A 17,227-nucleotide genomic window follows, 5' to 3' on the forward strand; every position below is an offset into this window, starting at 1 on the left:
GGAAGCGGCCCTTATTCGCCCAGGGCCTCTTCACCGTCGCGCTGCAGCTGCGCCAGCACGTCCGCGGGCTCGGCGCTGCCGGCCGCGACGCCCTGCATGCCGGTGGTGAACTCGTTGAGCACGGACATGAACCCGGGCACCGGCACCTGGCCGCGCGCGTAGTCGACACCGGCCGCGAACGCCGCCTTCTCCGGGAAGGTCTCGGCGGTCCAGTCGGCGAGGCTCTCGCGGGGCGGGACGGCGCCGAAGTCCTCGGCGAAGGCCTGCTGCTGCTCCGGGCTGGTCAGGTAGCGGACCAGGTCCACGGCGGCCTCGTGGTCGCCGCTGGCCTCGGCGATGCCCCAGCAGTTGCTGAACACGGTGGTGGCCTGGCCGCCGGGACCCTCGGGCAGCTCGACGGCCCGCCAGTTCAGCTCCGGGTAGTCGTTGTCGAACGCGCCGGTCACCCAGCCGCCGTCCATGACCATCGCCGCCCGGCCGCGGCCGAGCGCCTCGGAGCCGGACTGCGCGTCGATGTCCTTCACGAAGGAGAAGTAGCCCTCGTCCAGCCCGGTCGTGAGGTAGTCCAGCGCCGCCAGGTTCTCGGGGGTGTCCCCGGTGGCCTCGGTGTTGTCGTCGTTGACGAACCAGCCGCCGGCCTGCAGCATGAACGTGCCCGCGCTGTTGTAGTCGCCGTTCAGCGCGAAGCCCACGCGGTCGCCCTCGGTGAGCTGCTCGGCGGTCTCGGCCAGCTCCTCCCACGAGGTGGGGATGTCGTCGTCACCGAGGCCGGCCTCCTCCCACAGGTCGGTGTTGATCACCAGCGCGTGCGTGTTGTAGTCCTTGGGCACGCAGTAGAGCTCGTCCTCGTAGGTGTAGGAGTCGCGCAGCGCGGGGTAGAAGTCGTCCACGTCCTCGATCTGGTCGCCGTAGGGGTACAGCGAGCCGCCCTCCGCGTACTGCTGGAAGAGGTCGGGGGACACGTAGAAGACGTCCGCGGGGTCGCCCCCGGCGAAGCCCTGCCGCAGCTGCTGCACGAGGTCCTGGGCCGGAATCGCCTCGGCGGGCACGCCGGACTCCTCCGACCACGCGGCCAGCGCCGCCTTGACCGCGGCGGTCTCGGCCTCGCCGGAGGAGCCGAACAGGACGGTGAGGGCGCCGTCGCCCTCGGGGGTGTCGCCGTAGCCGCTGCCGCACGCGGTGAGCAGCAGGGCCAGGCAGGTCCCGGCCGCGGCGGCGGCGCCGACGCGGCCGACCGGGTGACTTCTCATGGGGTTCTCGCTTCCTGGGCGCGGGGGAACGGGATGGAGCTGGAGCGCACGACCAGGGACGGCCGCAGCACGCGGTGCCGCGGCCGGTCGGGCGCGGGGGCGGAGTCGCCGAGCTGGTCGAGGACGAGGTCCACGACCCCCCGGCCGATCTCGTCGAGGGGCTGGCTGAGGGTGGTGAGGTCGATACCGGGCAGCGCCGCGGCGGGGAGGTCGTCGAAGCCGACGACCGCGACGTCGCGGCCGGGCCGCAGCCCGCGCTCGGCGAGCACGCCGAGGCAGCCGATCGCGATCATGTCGCTGACGCAGACCAGGGCGGTCGGGGGATCGGGCAGGTCGAGCAGCCGGCGGGCGGCGGCCGCGCCCTCGCGCAGGTCGTTGTCGGCAGCGGTCGAGGGCTGCGGGCCGAGGCCGTGCGCGGCGCACGCCCGCTCCCAGCCGGCCCGCCGGTCGTCGCCAACTCCCGACCCGGGCCCCCAGCCGACGAACCCGATCCGGCGGTGGCCCTGCTCGTACAGGTGGTCGACGGCGTCGCGGGTGCCGGCCGCACCGTCCACGTCGATCCAGCTGCCGTGCTCGGGCTCGGACCAGGACCGGCCGAAGGCGGCGAACGGGACGTCGCGTTCGGCCAGCCACTCCTGCCGGGGGTCGTCCATGAAGGTGTCGGACAGCACGAAGCCGTCCACGGTGCGCTGCGCGAGCAGGTCGGCGTAGGCCGGCAGCCCCTCGGCTCCGGGCCGGGCGCTGAACAGCAGCACGTGGTAGCCCCGCTCGGCGGCGGCCTCGGTGATGGCGTGCAGGAAGCGGTCGAGCAGGACGTTGCCGTCGCCGTGCGGCTGGACGCAGTAGCCGAGCATGCGGGAGGCGCGGGTGCGCAGCGACCGCGCGAGGCGGTTGGGCTGGTAGCCGAGTTCGCGGATGGCGGCCTCGACCTTCTCGCGGGTCGCCGCGCGGACGCGGTGCGGCGCGTTCAGCACATTGGACACCGTCTGCCGGGACACGGCGGCGGCCTCCGCCACGCTCTCCAGCGTGGCGGCCCGCGGTTGCTCGGGGGGTTGCGACAATGTGGACCTCGATACGGGGGTGTAACCGATCGTGATTTTTTGATCGTTCAACCAGACGGATGTAACGTCTGCTTGCAATTTTTATCGTTCAAATGAACACTGTGTGTCGAGAAGTGAACGACGTCACCCGCGCCCGTGTCAAGACCCCCAGGAGGAGACGTGGCCGACGAGCCCCGTGTGATCCAGCCGTACCTCCACCGGCTCCTGAGCTGCGTCCGCGCTCCCAGCGTGGTCCTCGCCGGTGAGGACGGCCAGATCCGCCCCGGCGGCACGCAGGGCTGGCTGCGCGACGACACCCGGCTGCTCTCCCTGCTCGCGGTCGACCTCGACGGGGTCGAGCCCGAACCCGTGGGCCACGCCCTGCTCGCCGCCGACCACGCCGCCTTCACCGCTGTCGCCCGGCTGCTCGGCGACACCGGCGCCGACCCCACCGTCCGGGTGGAGCGCCACCGGACCGTGCACCCCGACGGCCTCACCGAGGCCGTCCGCCTGGCCAACGACGCGCGCGCAGCCGTCCGCACCCGGCTGCGGCTGCGGCTCGCCGCCGACCTCGCCGGAACCTCCGAGGTCAAGCACGGCGAGGCCGGGACCCCCGTACCGGTCAGTGCGGACGGCGGCCGCCTCACCTGGGGGAGCGGAGCCGCCCGGGTCGAGGCCGACGTCGAGCCCGCGCCGGACCGCGTCGAGCACGGCCCGGAGGGCGTCGAACTGCTCTGGGACCTGGAGGTGCCCGCACACACCGACTGGCGGGTCGTGCTGCGTGCGCGGGCCGCCGGCTCGCCGCTGTTCGCCGGCGCCGCCCCGGAGTCGCCCGAGTGGCCGGTGTCCGTCGCCTCCCGCTCCCGCGACCTCGACCGCGTCGTGCGGCGCGGTGCCGGCGACCTCGAGGCGCTGCGGCTCACCGACCCCGAGCACCCGGAGGACACCTTCCTGGCGGCCGGCAGCCCGTGGTTCTTCACGCTGTTCGGCCGCGACTCGCTGTGGGCCGCCCGGATGCTGCTGCCCGCCAGCACCGACCTCGCCGGCGGCACCCTGCGCATCCTGGCCCGCCGGCAGGGCACCCGGCACGACCGCGGCACCGCCGAGCAGCCCGGCCGCATCCTGCACGAGGTGCGCGGCCGCCAGGCGGTCGCCGCCGGCCACATGCTGCCGCCGCTCTACTACGGCACGATCGACGCCACCCCGCTCTGGGTCGTCCTGCTCCGCGACGCCTGGCGGTGGGGCCTGCCCGAGAACGAGGTCCGCGAGCTGCTGCCCGCGCTGCGCGCGGCCCTGGACTGGGTCACCGGCCCGGCCGACGACGACGGCGACGGCTTCCTCGACTACATCGACACCGAGGGCACCGGGCTGGCCAACCAGGGCTGGAAGGACTCCGGCGACTCCATCCAGTGGCCGGACGGCCGGATCGCCACCGCCCCCATCGCGCTGTGCGAGGCGCAGGCCTACGCCCACGAGGCGGCCGTCGCCGGCGCTGAACTGCTGACCGCGTTCGGCGAGCCCGGCGCCGCCGAGCTGCTGGAGTGGGCCGAGCGGATGCGCGACCGGTTCCGCGGCGCGTTCTGGGTCGGCGAGGGCGACGCCGCGTTCCCGGCGATCGCGCTCGACGGCGCCAAGCGCCCGGTCGCCACGCCCACCTCCAACCTCGGCCACCTGCTGGGCACCGGCCTGCTGGACGAGCGGGAATCCGCGCTGGTCGCCGCCCGGCTCGCCGGGCACGACCTGGACTGCGGGTACGGGCTGCGCACCATGAGCAGCACCGCCGCCGGCTTCAATCCGCTGGGCTACCACGCCGGCAGCGTGTGGCCGCACGACACCGCGATCGCCGTCCTCGGCCTCTCGCGCACCGGCGCCGGCCCGGCGGCCGCCTCCCTGGCCCGCGGCCTCGTGGACGCGGCCGCGGCCTTCGACCACCGCCTTCCGGAGCTCTTCGCCGGCACCGACGCCCGTGCCGGAGAACCCGTGCTCGCCTACCCCGCCTCCTGCCGCCCGCAGGCGTGGTCGGCCGCGGCCGGCGTGGCCCTGGTGTCCGCCGCGCTCCGCCTCTCGGCGGACCTGCCGGCCGGTGTGCTCCGGGTGGACCCCGACCCGGCGTTCGCCGACTGGTTCCCCATGACCGTGGACGGGCTGCGCGTGGGCGGGCACCCGCTGCGCGTGACGGTGGACGCCGACGGCGCGGCGACGGTGGAGACCTCGGCCCCGGTGCGGGTGGAGGGGGCGGTGCTCCAGCGCACGGGGGAGTAGCCGAGCCGGGTGCGCTTCCCCGGCGAGCACCGGTTGCTGCGGCCGCCCGGCCCGGCCGATCGCGCGCGCCGGGCCGGGCGGCCGCTGGGTTCAGCGGTCAGCCGGTGGGGACCGGCTCCCGGACGAGCGTGCTCAGCGCGGCCCCCAGGCGAGTTCGAAGTAGCTGCCGGGGCCCATGCCCGACGGGAGCCGGCCCCAGGCATCGGCGAGCGCTTGGACGAGGAGGAGTCCGCGTCCGTTCTCGGTGTCGGGGCCGGCGACGACGCGCAGGCGGTAGGGATCGTGGCCGGTGCCGTCGTCGTGGACCTCGACACGCAGGCGTCCGGGTCCGTGGTGGAGGTGGACGCGGAAGGTGCCGTCGGCGTGGCCGCTGGGGGTGTGCCGGATGGCGTTCGTGGCCAGTTCGCTGAGCAGGAGGATGGCGTCGGCGGCGGTCTGGCGCGGGACGGCGCTGTCAGCGAGCAGGGCGGCGAGCCAGGCGCGCGCGGGTTTGACGTTGTCTGCGAGACCCGCGAAGCGCTTGGAGTGGCGGCGCGGGAGCGGTGGGCGCTGGGCCAGGACATGCGGAACGATACGGTTGGACATAGGTCCGTCACCTGCCTAGTTCAGGTTGCGGGCTGAGGCCCGGCCGGGTGCGCCATCACCCGGCCGGGCCGTTTTATTCGTTCGTGATCCCGACAGGCTCTCCAGCCTCTAGGATCAACGGAACGTAGTGACATGATTACAGGGATAATCCAAATTCTCAAGAGGATCTTCGAATAGTCCAAATCTGTGATGGAGGGTTCACATGGATCGCCACCCCTCTTACAGCCCGACCGTCCGCCGCCGACGCCTGTCGGCAGAGCTGCGCCGGATGCGGGAACAATGCGGCTACACGACCTCGGAGGTTGCAGAACGAGCAGGCTGGACCCAGAGCAAGGTCACCAAGATCGAACTCGGCGAACGTCGCAACGTCACCACGCAGGACTTGACGACGCTCCTGGACGTCTACGGCATCGAGGATGAACGCGTTCGCGAGGCGCTGCACCGGCTCGCGCGGGAAGCGAAGGAGCGAGGCTGGTGGAGCAGATACCGGGACGTGTTCACGGACAGCCTGCCGGACTTCGAGAGCGAAGCCACCACGATTCGCAGCTACCAGTGCCAGGTCATCCCGGGCTTGCTGCAACTTCCTGATTACACCGAGGCCGTGTTCAAAGGCGGCCAGGTGCATGACCCGAACGTCGTCGAACGAGCTGTCGCCGCGCGCCTCAGGAGACAGGAGATACTCAACCGCTACGACCCGCCAACGTTCTGGGCCGTTTTGGACGAAGCCGCTGTCCGCCGCACCATCGGGGGGCCGGAAGTCATGCGGAAACAACTCCAGCACCTGATCCATATGGCCGCGCGCCACAACATCACGATCCAGGTCATCCCCAACTCGGCCGGGGCGCACATCGGACTTCTCGGATCGTTCGTCATCCTGGATTTCCCCGAGCCCCTGGATCCCAGCATTGCCTACGCTGAGACCTACACCGCGAGCCTCCTTCTGGAGGCGCCGGAGGAACTGAAGGTGTTCAAGAATGTCTTCGGGCATCTGCTAGGTTCCGCGATGAGCGCCGCCGAATCGGTCGCGTTCATCGAGGACGCGATGACATCCATGGAGTGAGGATCGCCTATGTCCGACCTGGTGTTTCGGAGATCGAGTTACAGTGGCGCCCGCAATGACTGTGTGGAAGTGGCTGAGACCGCCAACCTCTTTCTCATGCGGGACAGCAAGAACGCCGAACAGGGCCATCTGACGTTCCCCCAGGCTGAGTGGGCCGCTTGGCTCCGGGCCGTGAAGGACCGCCAAATCGGACAGTAGCCGGCCAGCCCGTCGCCGACCGCCACTCGGCCTGCGAGGGACTGCGCCTTCTCCCGCTACGCTGGCCCCTGCCATGACAAGCAGCAACTCCACTCCTCCCGCCCTCCCCACCCGTCTGCGGATGCCGCCGGGGGTGCTCGCCGCGCTGTGCTGCCCCCTCTGCCAGGGGGCGCTGACCGGACGCGGAGAGTCGCTGGCCTGCCCCGCCGGGCACGCCTTCGACGTCGCCCGGGAGGGCTACGTCTCACTGCTCACCGGCCGGGCGCCCGCCAGTGGTGGGGACAGCGCCGACATGGTGCGGGCGCGGCAGGAGTTCCTCGAAGCGGGGCACTTCGCGCCGCTCGCTGACCGGCTGGCCGCGCTCGTGGCCGACGTGCCGGAGCCCGGGCTGGTGGCGGACGTCGGGGCCGGAACGGGGTACTACCTCGCCCGGGTCCTGGACGCGGTTCCCGGCGCGCTCGGCCTTGCGCTCGACGTGTCCCGGTACGCGCTGCGCCGCGCGGCCAAATGCCACGACCGTGCCGGAGCGGCCGGGTGCGACGCCTGGCGTGGGCTCCCGCTGCGCGCCGGATCCGCGGGCGTGCTGGTCAACGTGTTCGCGCCGCGCAACGGGCCGGAGTTCCGGCGGGTGCTGCGCCCGGACGGCCTGCTGGTCGTCGTCACGCCCACCGAGGGCCACCTCGGCGAACTGCGGGCGGCGCTCGGACTGGTCGAGGTCGACCCGCGCAAGGAGGAGCGTCTGGAGCGGTCGCTCGGACCGGACTTCGACCTGGTCGGCGACGAGCGGCTGGACGCCCCGCTGCGGCTCTCGCACGCCGACGTCCGCACGGTGGTCGGCATGGGGCCCTCGGCGCGGCACGTCACCGCCGGGGAACTGGACCGCCGGGTGGCCGCGCTGGCCGAGCCGGCGCAGGTCACCGCCGCCTTCCGGGTGACGGTGCACCGCCCCCGCCCCCGGGCGTGACGCGGCCGCCACCTGGGTAGGCAGCCGCACGTGAGCGCATCGCGCGATTTGCGTGGTCACCGCGCAGACCGTCACGGAACCGGACGCACTGCTGGACTTCTTCGAGGAGTTGGGGGCGCCAAGAGCGTCGGGTTCAACTTCGAGGAACTGGAGGGGGCCAACGAAACCCGCGAGGCCATCGAGCCCGGATTGGTCCGCCGGTTCTGGCGGATGATGTTCGAACGACTGGACATGGGCAGCACATCGCGTGTCCGCGAGGCTGACCGGCTCCTGGGGTATCTAGCCGATGTGCAGGCCGGGCAGAAGGAGCAATGGGAGAACTTCCTCCACGACCCGATCCCGACCGTGGGCACCAGCGGGGACGTTGTCGTCCTCTCCCCGGAACTGCTCGGCCTCCCGGACGCGAGGTATGACGACTTCGTCGTGGGCAACATCCTGGCCGAGTCCCTGTCCTCCATCGTGCTGCGTGCGTCTGAGACCGCCTACGTCAGGGAGTTCTTCCACGGAGTGGCGCGCTGCCGTGAAGAGTGCGAGTTCTATATGTTCTGCCAGGGCGGGCAGGCGTCGAACAAGTACTTCGAACATGGTGACTTCGGCGCCACCGAGACGAGGTACTGCCGCAATTCAAAGATCGAACTCGTCCGTGCTTTGGGCGAGAAGATGGGAGTGTGACATGAGCAAGACGACGCTGAGCGCCTTGGAAGCGTCCGCCGAGGTGGCTACGTTCGTTGACCGAGTTGCGCTGGCGCCTCACGACGTGACGAGCAAGTTCGACAACCGTGACACCTGGGACAATAAGGGGAAGAGCTTCGATAACCGCTCCACATGGGACAATGGAACAAGAGCAAGTAGAAGGACAGAGAGGGTCCATGGAGACAGCCGAAAGCCGCGGCGCGCGCGTACTGCTGCCCAGCGACGATGAGCCGCCGGTGACCTCGTGGCCGTACCCGAGCCCGCTCCAGGACGAAAAGGTCGGCAACGTGGGTTTCACCGGAGTCGACCTGGCCTCTCAACGCCTGGAGAACGTCACGCTCACTCGGTGCCGGTTCACCAACTCCCGGCTGATGGGTGTGTCCATGGTGCGCGTGACCCTCAAAGATGTCCTCTTCGAAAACTGCACCTTCGACTACGCCATATGGGAGCACGTCACAGCAGCCGGAGGCGTGGCGTTCGTCGGATGCTCCTTCAAGGAAACCATCTTCGAGGGCGGCGATCTGCGGGGAACGGTCTTCGATGACTGTGCCTTGGGGGCCGAGTTCCAGAGGACCACGATGTCCGGCGCCGATCTGCGAGGCAGTGACCTTGACGCCGTGTCCGGCCTGTCGTCGCTTCGCGGCGTCACGGTGACAGAGGCTCAACTTCGCCAGCTCAGCGAGGTGATGATCCGCGACTTCGACCTCACAGTCGCCGAGTTGCCGTTGTAGCCAGCGCTGGCTTCGCGGTAGGAGTGCTGGATGAGGGCCTTGCTCGGTCATCCAGGTGAGGCCCTTTCCGCGTGAGGCACGTCGCTGCCGGTACTCGTCGCGTGACCGCACTAGCCGCACGTCACAGAGCCAGCCGCGAAGAACTGGACCAGTGCACGCGGCTGCCCCCGGAGTCGTTCGCGATCGTCGCGAGCTGACCCGGCGCGTCGCCGCCGGGCCGGGAGGACCTGCGGGCGCGGCCGGGGCTCAGGACCGGGGTGGGTGCGTCCGGTCGTAGGCGGCCTGGGCCGCCAGGACGTCGGGCATCCGGCTCTCCACGTGCTCGGCGAGCGCGTGCAGCAGGGTGGCGGTGGAGGCCCCGAGCCCGGTGAGGCTGTACTCCACGCGCGAGGGGTAGCCCTCGCCGGGGTCGCGGTGCACGAAGCCGTCGCGCTCCAGCGTGCGGAGAGTCTGGGCGAGGGCCTTCTCCGCGATGCCGTCGACGCGGCGGCGCAGCTCGCTGAAGCGCAGCGGCCCCTCGCGCAGGCCCAGCAGGGTGAGCCCGCCCCACCGTCCGGTGATGTGCTCCAGCGTGGGGCGTGAGACGCAGTCGCGGGCGAGCACTTGGAAGCGCGGCGCCGACGGGCAGGGGATCGGCGCCGACGGACAGGGATCCGGGGCGGGCGTGGCGCTCATGGTTCGATGCTAGACCACGCGAAAGCACTTTCTTTTCGCTTGTACTTTCTCTTCGAAAGTGCCAGACTGGCGCCCTCAACCCTCAAGGAGCCTTCTGATGATCGTTGTCACCGCTGCCACCGGCGCCCTGGGGCGCCTCGTCGTCGACGGCCTGCTGGAGCGCGTCCCGGCCGAACAGGTCGCCGTGGCCGTCCGCGACGCGGGCAAGGCCGCGGACCTGGCGGCGCGCGGTGTGACCGTGCGCGTCGCCGACTACGACGACCCCGCGACGCTGGCCGGTGCGTTCCAGGCCGGCGACCGGGTGCTGCTCATCTCGGGCAACGAACCCGGCCGGCGCATCCCGCAGCACAGCGCGGTCGTCGACGCAGCCAAGGCCGCCGGTGTCGCCCTGCTGGCCTACACCAGCGTTCTCGGCGGACCCGAGGCCGATTTCGCGCTGGCCGACGACCACCGGGCCACCGAGCGGCTGATCCAGGAGTCCGGACTGCCCTACGTGCTGCTGCGCAACGGCTGGTACAGCGAGGTCTACACCGAGCGGCTCGCCGAGGTGCTGGAGCGCGGCGCGGTGGTCGCCAGCGCCGGAGCGGGCCGGATCGCCTCGGCACCCCGCGCCGACTACGCCGCCGCCGCGGTGGCGGTCCTGACCGGCGAGGGGCACGAGAACCGCGCCTACGAGCTCAGCGGCGACGAGGCGTGGAGTCTCGCCGAGTACGCCGCCGAGGTCTCCCGCCAGTCCGGCAAGGAAGTCGTGTACAACGCGGTCGACGCCGAGACCCACACCCGCATCTTCCTCGACGCCGGAGTGCCCGGGCCGTTCGCCGAGATCCTGGTCGGCGTCGACGCCGCCATCGAGCGCGGCCTGCTGGCCCGGCGCAACGGCGACCTGGCCAAGCTGATCGGCCGGCCCACCACGCCCATCTCGGCGAGCATCGCCGCCGCACTCGCCAGCTGAGCCCCGCCACCCCCGTGCCCGCCCGGGCGAGGACGCGCACGCCGCACTCTGCCGGGCGGTCACGGGACCGGGCGCGGGACGGCGGCCGGCATCACGGGCTGGCGCGCAGGATGGCGGACATGGTCCCGGCCGCCTTGAGGCCGGAGCCCGTGAGGACGGTGACCACCGTGTCTCCGTCGGCGACCACGCCGCGGGCGGCCAGGTCGGGGAGTGCCGCCGCCACGAGGGCGCTGGTGGGCTCCGCGTAGAGCCCCCGGGCGGCGAGTTCGCGTACCGCGGGCGGGATGGCCGCCTCGGGTACGGCGAGGATCTCGCCGCCGGAGGAGCGGACGGCGGCGAGCACCTCCACGTCGCGCACCGGGTGCGTGATGGCGGTCCCCTCGGCGAGAGTGGGACTCCAGCGCGCGGGCGACACCGACGCGGCGCCCGCCGCGAACGCCCGCGCCAGGGGCGCGCAGTTCTCCGGCTGGACGGCCAGCAGGCGCGGCATCCGCCCGATCGCGCCCGAGCGCAGCAGCTCGCCGAAACCGATCGCGCAGCCGAGCACGAGGCTGCCCGCGCCCGCCGGTACCAGTACCGCGTCGGGAGCGCGGAAGCCCAGGTCCTCCCAGATCTCGTAGGCGATGAGCTTCGTGCCCTCCAGGAAGAAGGGGTGCCAGTTGTGGCTCGCGTAGAACGTCCGGGCCGACCGGCGGACGGCCTCCTCCGCCGTCGCCTGCCGCGTACCGGGCACCAGTTCGACCTCGGCGCCGTGCATCCGGCTCTGCAGGGTCTTCGCCTCCGACGTCGACTCCGGCGCGAGGATCGTCGCGCGGATCCCGGCGGCCGCGGCGTAGGCGGCCACCGACGCCCCGCCGTTGCCGCTGCTGTCCTCCACGACCGCGCCGATCCCCTGGTGGGCGAGGACGGACACCATCACCGAGGTGCCCCGGTCCTTGAAGCTGCCCGTGGGGTTGAACCACTCCGGCTTCACCGCGAGCGCCACCCCGGAGATCCGCACGTCGAGCAGCGGCGTGCACCCCTCGCCGAGCGACACCGGCGCCGGCCGCAGCGGCAGCGCCGCCGCGTACCGCCACTGCGAGCGCACCGAGGGATCGACGTCCGCGCGGGTCAGGCCGGGCTGGGCGGCGACCATCAGCGGCGATCCGTCGTCGCCGCGCCACCGCGGTTCATCGACGGGGTACCGCCGGCCGTCCCGGCCGATCAGCGCGTCGCTCGCCATGCCTGGTACTCCCCTCCACGCGCCGGAGGCGCGAACACCGCGCGGTTCCGGTGGCGGCCGGCCCGCCCGAGCGCCGGCGCCGCACCGAGCGGGCCGCGCGGGCGCGAGCGCGGGCCGACGCGGCCCGTGCCCTCGGCTGCTATGCCCGCGCGCCCGGTCCCGGGGGCGGGCCGTGCCGGTCCGCCCCGCGACATTCTGTCCGGCCCCCCGGCGCGGAGTCCAGGCGTGCGAGCGGTACAGTCCGCCCATGTCCCCGACATCCGACGTCCCACCGCCATCCTTCCCAGCTGTGACCGCGGACGACGTCGACCTCGCCGTGCGGCTCGCCGTGGAGCGCCTTCGCACGGTACCGCCGGCGGCGTGGGACGGCCGGGCGGGTCCGCTGGAGTGGGACCGGTGGGAGACCGTCGAGCACCTCGGCGACGACCTCTTCGCCTACGCGGCGCAGCTCGGCCCCCGGACCCCGCCCCTGGACCGCGAGGTGCCGTTCGCCTGGCAGAGCCGGCGGCCCGGCGGCCCCGCGAACGTCGTCTACGCGGACCGGGCGGCGGGCCCCGCCGGACTGCTGTGCGTGCTGGAGGCGAGCGGCGCACTGCTGGCCGCCATGGTGCGGACGCGGCCGCCGCAGCTCCGCGCCCACCACGTCTTCGGGGTGTCGGACCCGGAGGGCTTCGCCGCGATGGGCGTCGTCGAGACCCTCGTGCACACCCACGACGCGACCGACGGACTCGGCCCCGCCTGGAGCCCGCCCGCTGACCTCTGCGCCCGGGTGCTCCACCGGCTCTTCCCGGAAGCACCGCGCGGCGCGGCCCCCTGGCCCGCCCTGCTGTGGGCCACCGGCCGCACCGAACTCCCCGGGCACCCCCGCCGCACCACGTGGCGGTGGCACGGGGAGCCCCGGGCCTAGATCGTTGTGGGGGGTGGCGTGCTGGTCGGTGGTCGTAGGCGATGAGCGATCGTTTGACGGCGGCGCCGATCGGCTGGTTGTGCCAGATCGCCGGGTTGAGCGCGCGGACGCGCTGGCACACCCGCCCCCGGTGATGCGCGCCTGGTGGCGCTTTCGGCCCGAGCTGATGGCTCAAGGTCCGGATCACCGCCTCGGTCCTGTGGCGCGGCCGGGACGGGGACACCCGCGCCGCCGGTTCCGGGCAGGTCCGGGCCGGGGCCGTGCGCGGCCACCGGCGCGCGGAGCCGGGGCTCGGGAGTACACGGGCCACGGCCACGCAGACCCGTTCGGCGTCGGTGAGCAGCCGCTGGGGGCCGCGGTTGTGTCCGTGGCGGGTTGACGGCAGGACGCGGTCGTCGAGACGGGCGTAGCAGCGCGGGGAGAAGGACGTCCACGTCCGTCTTCCCACACCGGTCCTGGGCACCCTTCGCTATGCCCGCCGCCGGTTCAGCGGACTCCCATCAACGGTCCAGCCGGGCTCCACCCGGCTCAAGCGGTCCCCTCCGGCCGCGTCCCGGGCGCCCTGCGCGGGGCACCGGGCGGTGGCGGTGTCCGGCTGCGGTCGCCGCTGTTCGGCGTGTCGGTGTGCTCCGGGCGGGGGCGGCCCAACTCCGGGGGCGGCGCGCTCTCTGGGCGGACGGTGCCGGCGAAGCCGCCCGTGCGGACGAATCGGCGCGCCCGGCGAAGCCCGGCGAGCGGTTCGGCCCCGCGCCGCCACCCGGCCGCCGGGCTGGGCGCGGCCGGGGCTCCGCGACCCGGTCCGCGACCGCGGCCGGGCGGCCGGAACGGCGGTCTTGACGCCGGACGGCCCGCCCCCGATGATCGGCCTGCGGTACGGGCGTGATGCCGGTATCCGTTCCCCCGATTCGGAGTACTGGAGGTACTCAGGTGGTTCGTCGATATCGCCCCCGGGTGTCGTGGAGGGCGGCCGCGCTGTCACTGCTGACCGCGGCCGCCCTCACACTGTCCGGGCTCCCCGCAGCGGCCCAGACCGAGTCCCCGGACATCCGCGAGCGGCTCGAAGCGATCCCCGGCCTGACCGTCGTGGAGGAGCGGGCGACCGAGCCCGGTTTCCGCTACTTCGTGCTCAGCTACCGGCAGCCCGCCGACCACACGCGCCCGTGGCGCGGCGCCTTCGAGCAGCGCCTGACCCTGCTGCACCGCGGCTTCGACCGGCCCACCGTGCTGCAGACCAGCGGCTACAACGTCCGCACCACCCCGGCGCGCTCCGAGCCGACCCGGCTGGTCGACGGCAACCAGGTCTCCACCGAGCAGCGCTTCTTCACCCCGTCCCGGCCGGAGCCCGCGGACTGGGACCTGCTCACCATCCGGCAGGCCGCCGCCGACCACCACCGCATCATCCGGGCCCTCGACGACATCTACCGGGGCGCGTGGCTGTCCACCGGCGGTTCCAAGGGCGGGATGACCTCGGTCTACCACCGCCGCTTCTACCCCGGCGACCTCGACGGCACCATCGCCTACGTGGCGCCGCACGACGTCGTCGACGACGAGGACTCCGCCTACCTGGAGTTCTTCGAGACCGTCGGCGACGATCCGAGCTGCCAGGCCACCCTCGCCGACCTGCAGCGCGAGTCGCTGGAGCGGCGCGCCGAACTCGTCGCCTACTACGAGCAGCGCGCGCGGGAGGAGGGCTGGACCTTCGACACCACCATCGGCAGTGCCGACGCGGCCTTCGAGATGCTCGTCCTCGACACGGCGTGGGCCTTCTGGCAGTACCAGCCGGTGGACCGCTGCGCCGACGTGCCGGCCACCGACGCCGACACCGCCGACATCGCCGCGTTCCTCGACGAGGTGTCGGGGTTCGACTTCTACACCGACCAGGGCACCGAGCCCTACATCCCGTACTACTACCAGGCGTCCACCCAGCTCGGCACCCCCAGCGTGCCCACCGACCACCTCGACGGCCTGCTGCGCTACCCCGACCTCTACCAGGCGTCCAGCTACATCCCCGACGACATCGAGCTGTTCCCGTTCGACCGCCGGGCGATGCCGGACATCGACCGCTGGGTCCGCACCCGCGGCACCGAGCTGCTGTTCGTCAACGGCGAGTACGACCCGTGGGGCGCCGAGCCGTTCGACACCGGCCGCGGTGCCCAGCGGCGCGACACCCTGTCCTTTGTCGCGCCGCGAGCCAACCACGGCGCCAACATCGCCCAGCTGACCGAGGCCGACCGCGCCGCGGCCACCGACGCCGTCCGCCGCTGGGCGGGTGTCGCCGACGAGGTGCGGACGCTGCGCGGCAGCGAGTACATCCCGGCCCTCGACGACGTCCCCGAGGAGACGGAGCGCCGGCCGCTGTGACCCGGTGACACAACGGGCAACCGGACGGCGGCCCGGGGCCGAGGCGTAGGCGCCCCGGGCCGCCGCCGCGCCCGCCGGAGCCGGAGAGGCTCCGGCGGCCCGCGGCCGGCCGTGCCGGCCTCCGCTCATCCGAACCCGACCACCGAAAGGCGCCGCAGCACGTGACTGCCACCACCGTCGAATACGAGGCGAAGATCCTCGACGTCGACCCCGACGCCGTCGCCGCCCGGATCCTGCGAGCGGGCGGCACCGAACTCGGCACGTCGCTGCAGCGCCGCTACGTCTACGACATCGAGCCCGGGGACACCTCGCGGTGGATCCGGCTGCGCGACACCGGGAGCGAGGTGACCCTCACCGTCAAGGAGATCGACTCCGACGAGATCGGCGGTACCCGGGAAACGGAGATCGCGGTCTCCGACCTGGAGACCGCCAACGTCCTCCTCGGCAAGCTCGGCTACTCCCCGAAGGGGTACCAGGAGAACGTACGGCGCAGCTTCGTCCTCGCAGGAGCCCGGGTCGAGATAGACGCCTGGCCCCTGATCCCGCCCTACGTGGAGATCGAAGCCGTGAGCCGAGCGGACGTCCTGCGCGTCGCGGAGCTGCTGGGCTACGGCGAGCAGCACCTCACCGGCGAGAACACCGTGAAGGTCTACGCGCGCCACGGAATCGACCTCGCGGCCATCCCCGACCTGCGCTTCCCCGCCCAGGACTCGTGAGCCGTTCCGCCGGTCCGCGCCGGGTCGGCGGGTCGGCCGGGCCCCGGACGCGCGCCGCACCGGCGCGGCCTCGGCGCCCGCCCGGCGGACGCCGCACGGGCCCGGGCAGGGGGTCCGGCGGCCAGCACACCGGTCGCCGGACCCCCTGCGGTCACACCCGCTCGGGCACGTCGTTGCCCGCGTCGCGGATCGCCGCCGGGATGTTCACGGCGCACAGGACGGCGAAGCCGACGACGAAGAAGGCGATGAGCGACAGGATCGCCAGCCGGTAGTCGCCGCCGGTGGCGTCCAGGGCGATGCCGATGGTGAGCGCGCCCAGGAACGCCGACCCCTTGTCGCTGATCTCGTAGAGGCCGAAGTACTCCGCCTCCCTGCCGCGCGGTATGAGCTGGGAGAACAGCGAGCGCGAGAGCGCCTGCGTGCCGCCCAGCACGATCGCGATGCAGAACGCCAGCGCGAAGAACTGCCCCGCCGCACCCGTCTGCAGCAGTGGGGCCGCCCCCACCACGAGCGCCCACACCACGAGGCTGGCCAGAATGGTGCGCTTCGTGCCGAACCGCCGGGCGAGTGCCCCCAGCAGCAGCGCCCCGCCGAAGGCGACGAACTGCACCATGAGGATCGCGCCGATCTGCACCTCCTGCCCCAGGCCGAGTGCCTGGTCGGCGAAGGTCGCCGCGAAGGCGATCACCGTCTGCACGCCGTCGTTGAACGCCACGTAGGCCAGCAGGAACAGCAGGGTGCGCGGATAGCGGCGCAGGCCGCGCAGCGTGCTCCAGAGCTGCCCGAAGCTGGCCAGCGCCACGCGGGTACCGGGCACCCCCGGGCGGCCCGGGCCGGCCGCGGGCGGACGGCGGCGGTCGCGCAGCCGGGCCAGCGGGACCAGGGCGAACAGCGCCCACCACACCCCCGCCGACGCCATGGAGATCCGCACCGCGTGGTCCTCGGCGAGCCCGAAGGACTCGTGCGACAGGTACAGCGCCAGGTGCACGGCGAGCAGCAGCGCGCCGCCCAGGTAGCCGGCCGCCCAGCCGCGCGCGGAGACCCCGTCGCGCTCCCGGGGTGTCGAGATCTCGGGCAGGAAGGCGTTGTAGACGACGACGGAGGCGCCGAAGGCGAGGTTGGCGAGCACGAACAGCGCCGCGCCGAGCAGGTAGCCGGTGCCCTGCACGAAGTACAGGCCCATAGTGGCGAACGCGCCGACGTAGGCGAAGGCGCCCATCAGGGCGCGCTTGCGCCCGGTGTGGTCGGCGATGGCGCCGATCGCGGGCAGCAGCACCAGCTGCAGCAGCACCGACAGGGACGTGGCGTAGGGGTAGAGCGCCTCGGGGCGCATCGCCCAGCCCAGCACGTCCAGCTCCCCGGTGCCGCTCTCCCGGGCCGCCCGCTCGGCGACCGAGGTGAGATAGGGGCCGAGGAAGACCGTGATGACGGAGGTGGAGAAGACGGAGTTCGCCCAGTCGTAGACGTACCAGGCGCGCTGCTCGCGGCGGCGGACCGCGGGTTCGGACGCCGGTGTGGACCATCAACGAGCCGGCGCTGATGCGCCGGCTGCTCGATGCCGGGGTCGACGGCATCGTCAGCGACAACGTGGTGGGGCTGCGGCAGGTACTC

Annotated in this window: 17 protein-coding genes and 2 pseudogenes; 12 read left to right on the forward strand and 7 right to left on the reverse strand. The window is 72.8% G+C overall.

The annotated features are described in order from the left end of the window. Positions 1-11 precede the first annotated feature (11 nt). Positions 12-1,250, reverse strand: a complete 1,239-nt coding sequence (locus DEF28_RS12725) for an extracellular solute-binding protein (protein WP_114397275.1) — start codon at positions 1,248-1,250, stop codon at positions 12-14. Further along, entirely contained in the window at positions 1,247-2,311 is a 1,065-nt protein-coding gene (locus DEF28_RS12730; RefSeq protein WP_114397276.1) for a LacI family DNA-binding transcriptional regulator, read from the reverse strand. The genes DEF28_RS12725 and DEF28_RS12730 overlap by 4 nt, the downstream gene beginning before the upstream one ends. A 159-nt stretch (positions 2,312-2,470) precedes the next feature. Here DEF28_RS12730 and DEF28_RS12735 point away from each other — a divergent pair, with 159 nt between their 5' ends. Continuing rightward, entirely contained in the window at positions 2,471-4,552 is a 2,082-nt protein-coding gene (locus DEF28_RS12735; protein ID WP_114397277.1) for an amylo-alpha-1,6-glucosidase, read from the forward strand. 132 nt (positions 4,553-4,684) lie between these two features. On the opposite strand, the gene DEF28_RS12740 is transcribed toward DEF28_RS12735, so the two are convergent. Next, positions 4,685-5,137, reverse strand: a complete 453-nt coding sequence (locus DEF28_RS12740) for an ATP-binding protein (RefSeq protein WP_114397278.1) — start codon at positions 5,135-5,137, stop codon at positions 4,685-4,687. Between the two features lie 202 nt (positions 5,138-5,339). Between DEF28_RS12740 and DEF28_RS12745 the strand changes: the two genes are divergently transcribed. From DEF28_RS12745 to DEF28_RS12770, 6 genes are all read left to right on the forward strand, one after another. Further along, a complete protein-coding gene (locus DEF28_RS12745; RefSeq protein ID WP_114397279.1) occupies positions 5,340-6,197 on the forward strand; it encodes a helix-turn-helix domain-containing protein in 858 nt (285 codons plus the stop codon). Positions 6,198-6,206: 9 nt separating this feature from the next. Continuing rightward, positions 6,207-6,395, forward strand: coding sequence for a DUF397 domain-containing protein (locus DEF28_RS12750; protein WP_114397280.1), 189 nt, complete (start codon positions 6,207-6,209; stop codon positions 6,393-6,395). 73 nt (positions 6,396-6,468) lie between these two features. Beyond that, a complete protein-coding gene (locus tag DEF28_RS12755; protein WP_114397281.1) occupies positions 6,469-7,359 on the forward strand; it encodes a putative RNA methyltransferase in 891 nt (296 codons plus the stop codon). A gap of 30 nt (positions 7,360-7,389) precedes the next feature. Then, the gene (locus DEF28_RS12760) at positions 7,390-8,031 is read left to right on the forward strand and encodes a hypothetical protein (protein WP_233515272.1); all 642 of its coding nucleotides are present in this window, start codon (positions 7,390-7,392) and stop codon (positions 8,029-8,031) included. A gap of 1 nt (position 8,032) precedes the next feature. After that, positions 8,033-8,281, forward strand: a complete 249-nt coding sequence (amcA, locus tag DEF28_RS28970) for a multiple cyclophane-containing RiPP AmcA (RefSeq protein WP_114397282.1) — start codon at positions 8,033-8,035, stop codon at positions 8,279-8,281. After that, positions 8,229-8,783 carry a pentapeptide repeat-containing protein gene (locus DEF28_RS12770; RefSeq protein ID WP_114397283.1) on the forward strand — a complete coding sequence of 185 codons (555 nt, stop codon included), beginning with the start codon at positions 8,229-8,231 and terminating at the stop codon, positions 8,781-8,783. Before amcA ends, DEF28_RS12770 begins: the two co-directional genes overlap by 53 nt. A 246-nt stretch (positions 8,784-9,029) precedes the next feature. Here DEF28_RS12770 and DEF28_RS12775 read toward each other — a convergent pair whose 3' ends face one another. Then, a complete protein-coding gene (locus DEF28_RS12775) occupies positions 9,030-9,458 on the reverse strand; it encodes a winged helix-turn-helix transcriptional regulator (protein WP_114397284.1) in 429 nt (142 codons plus the stop codon). Positions 9,459-9,555: 97 nt separating this feature from the next. Here DEF28_RS12775 and DEF28_RS12780 point away from each other — a divergent pair, with 97 nt between their 5' ends. Next, positions 9,556-10,410, forward strand: a complete 855-nt coding sequence (locus DEF28_RS12780; RefSeq protein WP_199493252.1) for an SDR family oxidoreductase — start codon at positions 9,556-9,558, stop codon at positions 10,408-10,410. A gap of 91 nt (positions 10,411-10,501) precedes the next feature. Here DEF28_RS12780 and DEF28_RS12785 read toward each other — a convergent pair whose 3' ends face one another. After that, a complete protein-coding gene (locus DEF28_RS12785) occupies positions 10,502-11,632 on the reverse strand; it encodes a pyridoxal-phosphate dependent enzyme (RefSeq protein WP_114397285.1) in 1,131 nt (376 codons plus the stop codon). A gap of 247 nt (positions 11,633-11,879) precedes the next feature. Here DEF28_RS12785 and DEF28_RS12790 point away from each other — a divergent pair, with 247 nt between their 5' ends. After that, on the forward strand, positions 11,880-12,539 hold the full coding sequence (locus tag DEF28_RS12790) for a hypothetical protein (protein ID WP_114397286.1): 660 nt from the start codon (positions 11,880-11,882) through the stop codon (positions 12,537-12,539). A 28-nt stretch (positions 12,540-12,567) separates the two neighbouring features. Here DEF28_RS12790 and DEF28_RS29195 read toward each other — a convergent pair. Beyond that, positions 12,568-12,973 (reverse strand): annotated as a pseudogene (locus DEF28_RS29195) (hypothetical protein); the annotation flags it as partial. Between the two features lie 517 nt (positions 12,974-13,490). Here DEF28_RS29195 and DEF28_RS12795 point away from each other — a divergent pair. Together DEF28_RS12795 and DEF28_RS12800 are read left to right on the forward strand one after the other, a co-directional pair. Then, on the forward strand, positions 13,491-14,900 hold the full coding sequence (locus DEF28_RS12795; protein WP_233515273.1) for a S28 family serine protease: 1,410 nt from the start codon (positions 13,491-13,493) through the stop codon (positions 14,898-14,900). 161 nt (positions 14,901-15,061) lie between these two features. Next, on the forward strand, positions 15,062-15,616 hold the full coding sequence (locus tag DEF28_RS12800) for a class IV adenylate cyclase (protein WP_114397288.1): 555 nt from the start codon (positions 15,062-15,064) through the stop codon (positions 15,614-15,616). A gap of 151 nt (positions 15,617-15,767) precedes the next feature. Here DEF28_RS12800 and DEF28_RS12805 read toward each other — a convergent pair. Further along, positions 15,768-17,132 (reverse strand): annotated as a pseudogene (locus DEF28_RS12805) (MFS transporter); the annotation flags it as partial. Positions 17,133-17,155: 23 nt separating this feature from the next. On the opposite strand from DEF28_RS12805, the gene DEF28_RS29125 reads away from it, so the two are divergent. Then, the coding region (locus DEF28_RS29125; RefSeq protein WP_394340374.1) for a hypothetical protein at positions 17,156-17,227 on the forward strand (72 nt) is incomplete at its 3' end.

The organism is Marinitenerispora sediminis, assembly GCF_003336425.1.
In the GTDB taxonomy this organism is placed as follows: domain Bacteria; phylum Actinomycetota; class Actinomycetes; order Streptosporangiales; family Streptosporangiaceae; genus Marinitenerispora; species Marinitenerispora sediminis.

Coding starts and splice junctions, on each gene's coding strand:
- DEF28_RS12785 (WP_114397285.1), bottom strand. CDS start 11,632: ATGGCGAGCGACGCGCTGATCGGCCGGGACGGCCGGCGGTACCCCGTC.
- DEF28_RS12775 (WP_114397284.1), bottom strand. CDS start 9,458: ATGAGCGCCACGCCCGCCCCGGATCCCTGTCCGTCGGCGCCGATCCCC.
- DEF28_RS12750 (WP_114397280.1), top strand. CDS start 6,207: ATGTCCGACCTGGTGTTTCGGAGATCGAGTTACAGTGGCGCCCGCAAT.
- DEF28_RS12790 (WP_114397286.1), top strand. CDS start 11,880: ATGTCCCCGACATCCGACGTCCCACCGCCATCCTTCCCAGCTGTGACC.
- DEF28_RS12745 (WP_114397279.1), top strand. CDS start 5,340: ATGGATCGCCACCCCTCTTACAGCCCGACCGTCCGCCGCCGACGCCTG.
- amcA (WP_114397282.1), top strand. CDS start 8,033: ATGAGCAAGACGACGCTGAGCGCCTTGGAAGCGTCCGCCGAGGTGGCT.
- DEF28_RS12725 (WP_114397275.1), bottom strand. CDS start 1,250: ATGAGAAGTCACCCGGTCGGCCGCGTCGGCGCCGCCGCCGCGGCCGGG.
- DEF28_RS12770 (WP_114397283.1), top strand. CDS start 8,229: ATGGAGACAGCCGAAAGCCGCGGCGCGCGCGTACTGCTGCCCAGCGAC.
- DEF28_RS12740 (WP_114397278.1), bottom strand. CDS start 5,137: ATGTCCAACCGTATCGTTCCGCATGTCCTGGCCCAGCGCCCACCGCTC.
- DEF28_RS12780 (WP_199493252.1), top strand. CDS start 9,556: ATGATCGTTGTCACCGCTGCCACCGGCGCCCTGGGGCGCCTCGTCGTC.
- DEF28_RS12755 (WP_114397281.1), top strand. CDS start 6,469: ATGACAAGCAGCAACTCCACTCCTCCCGCCCTCCCCACCCGTCTGCGG.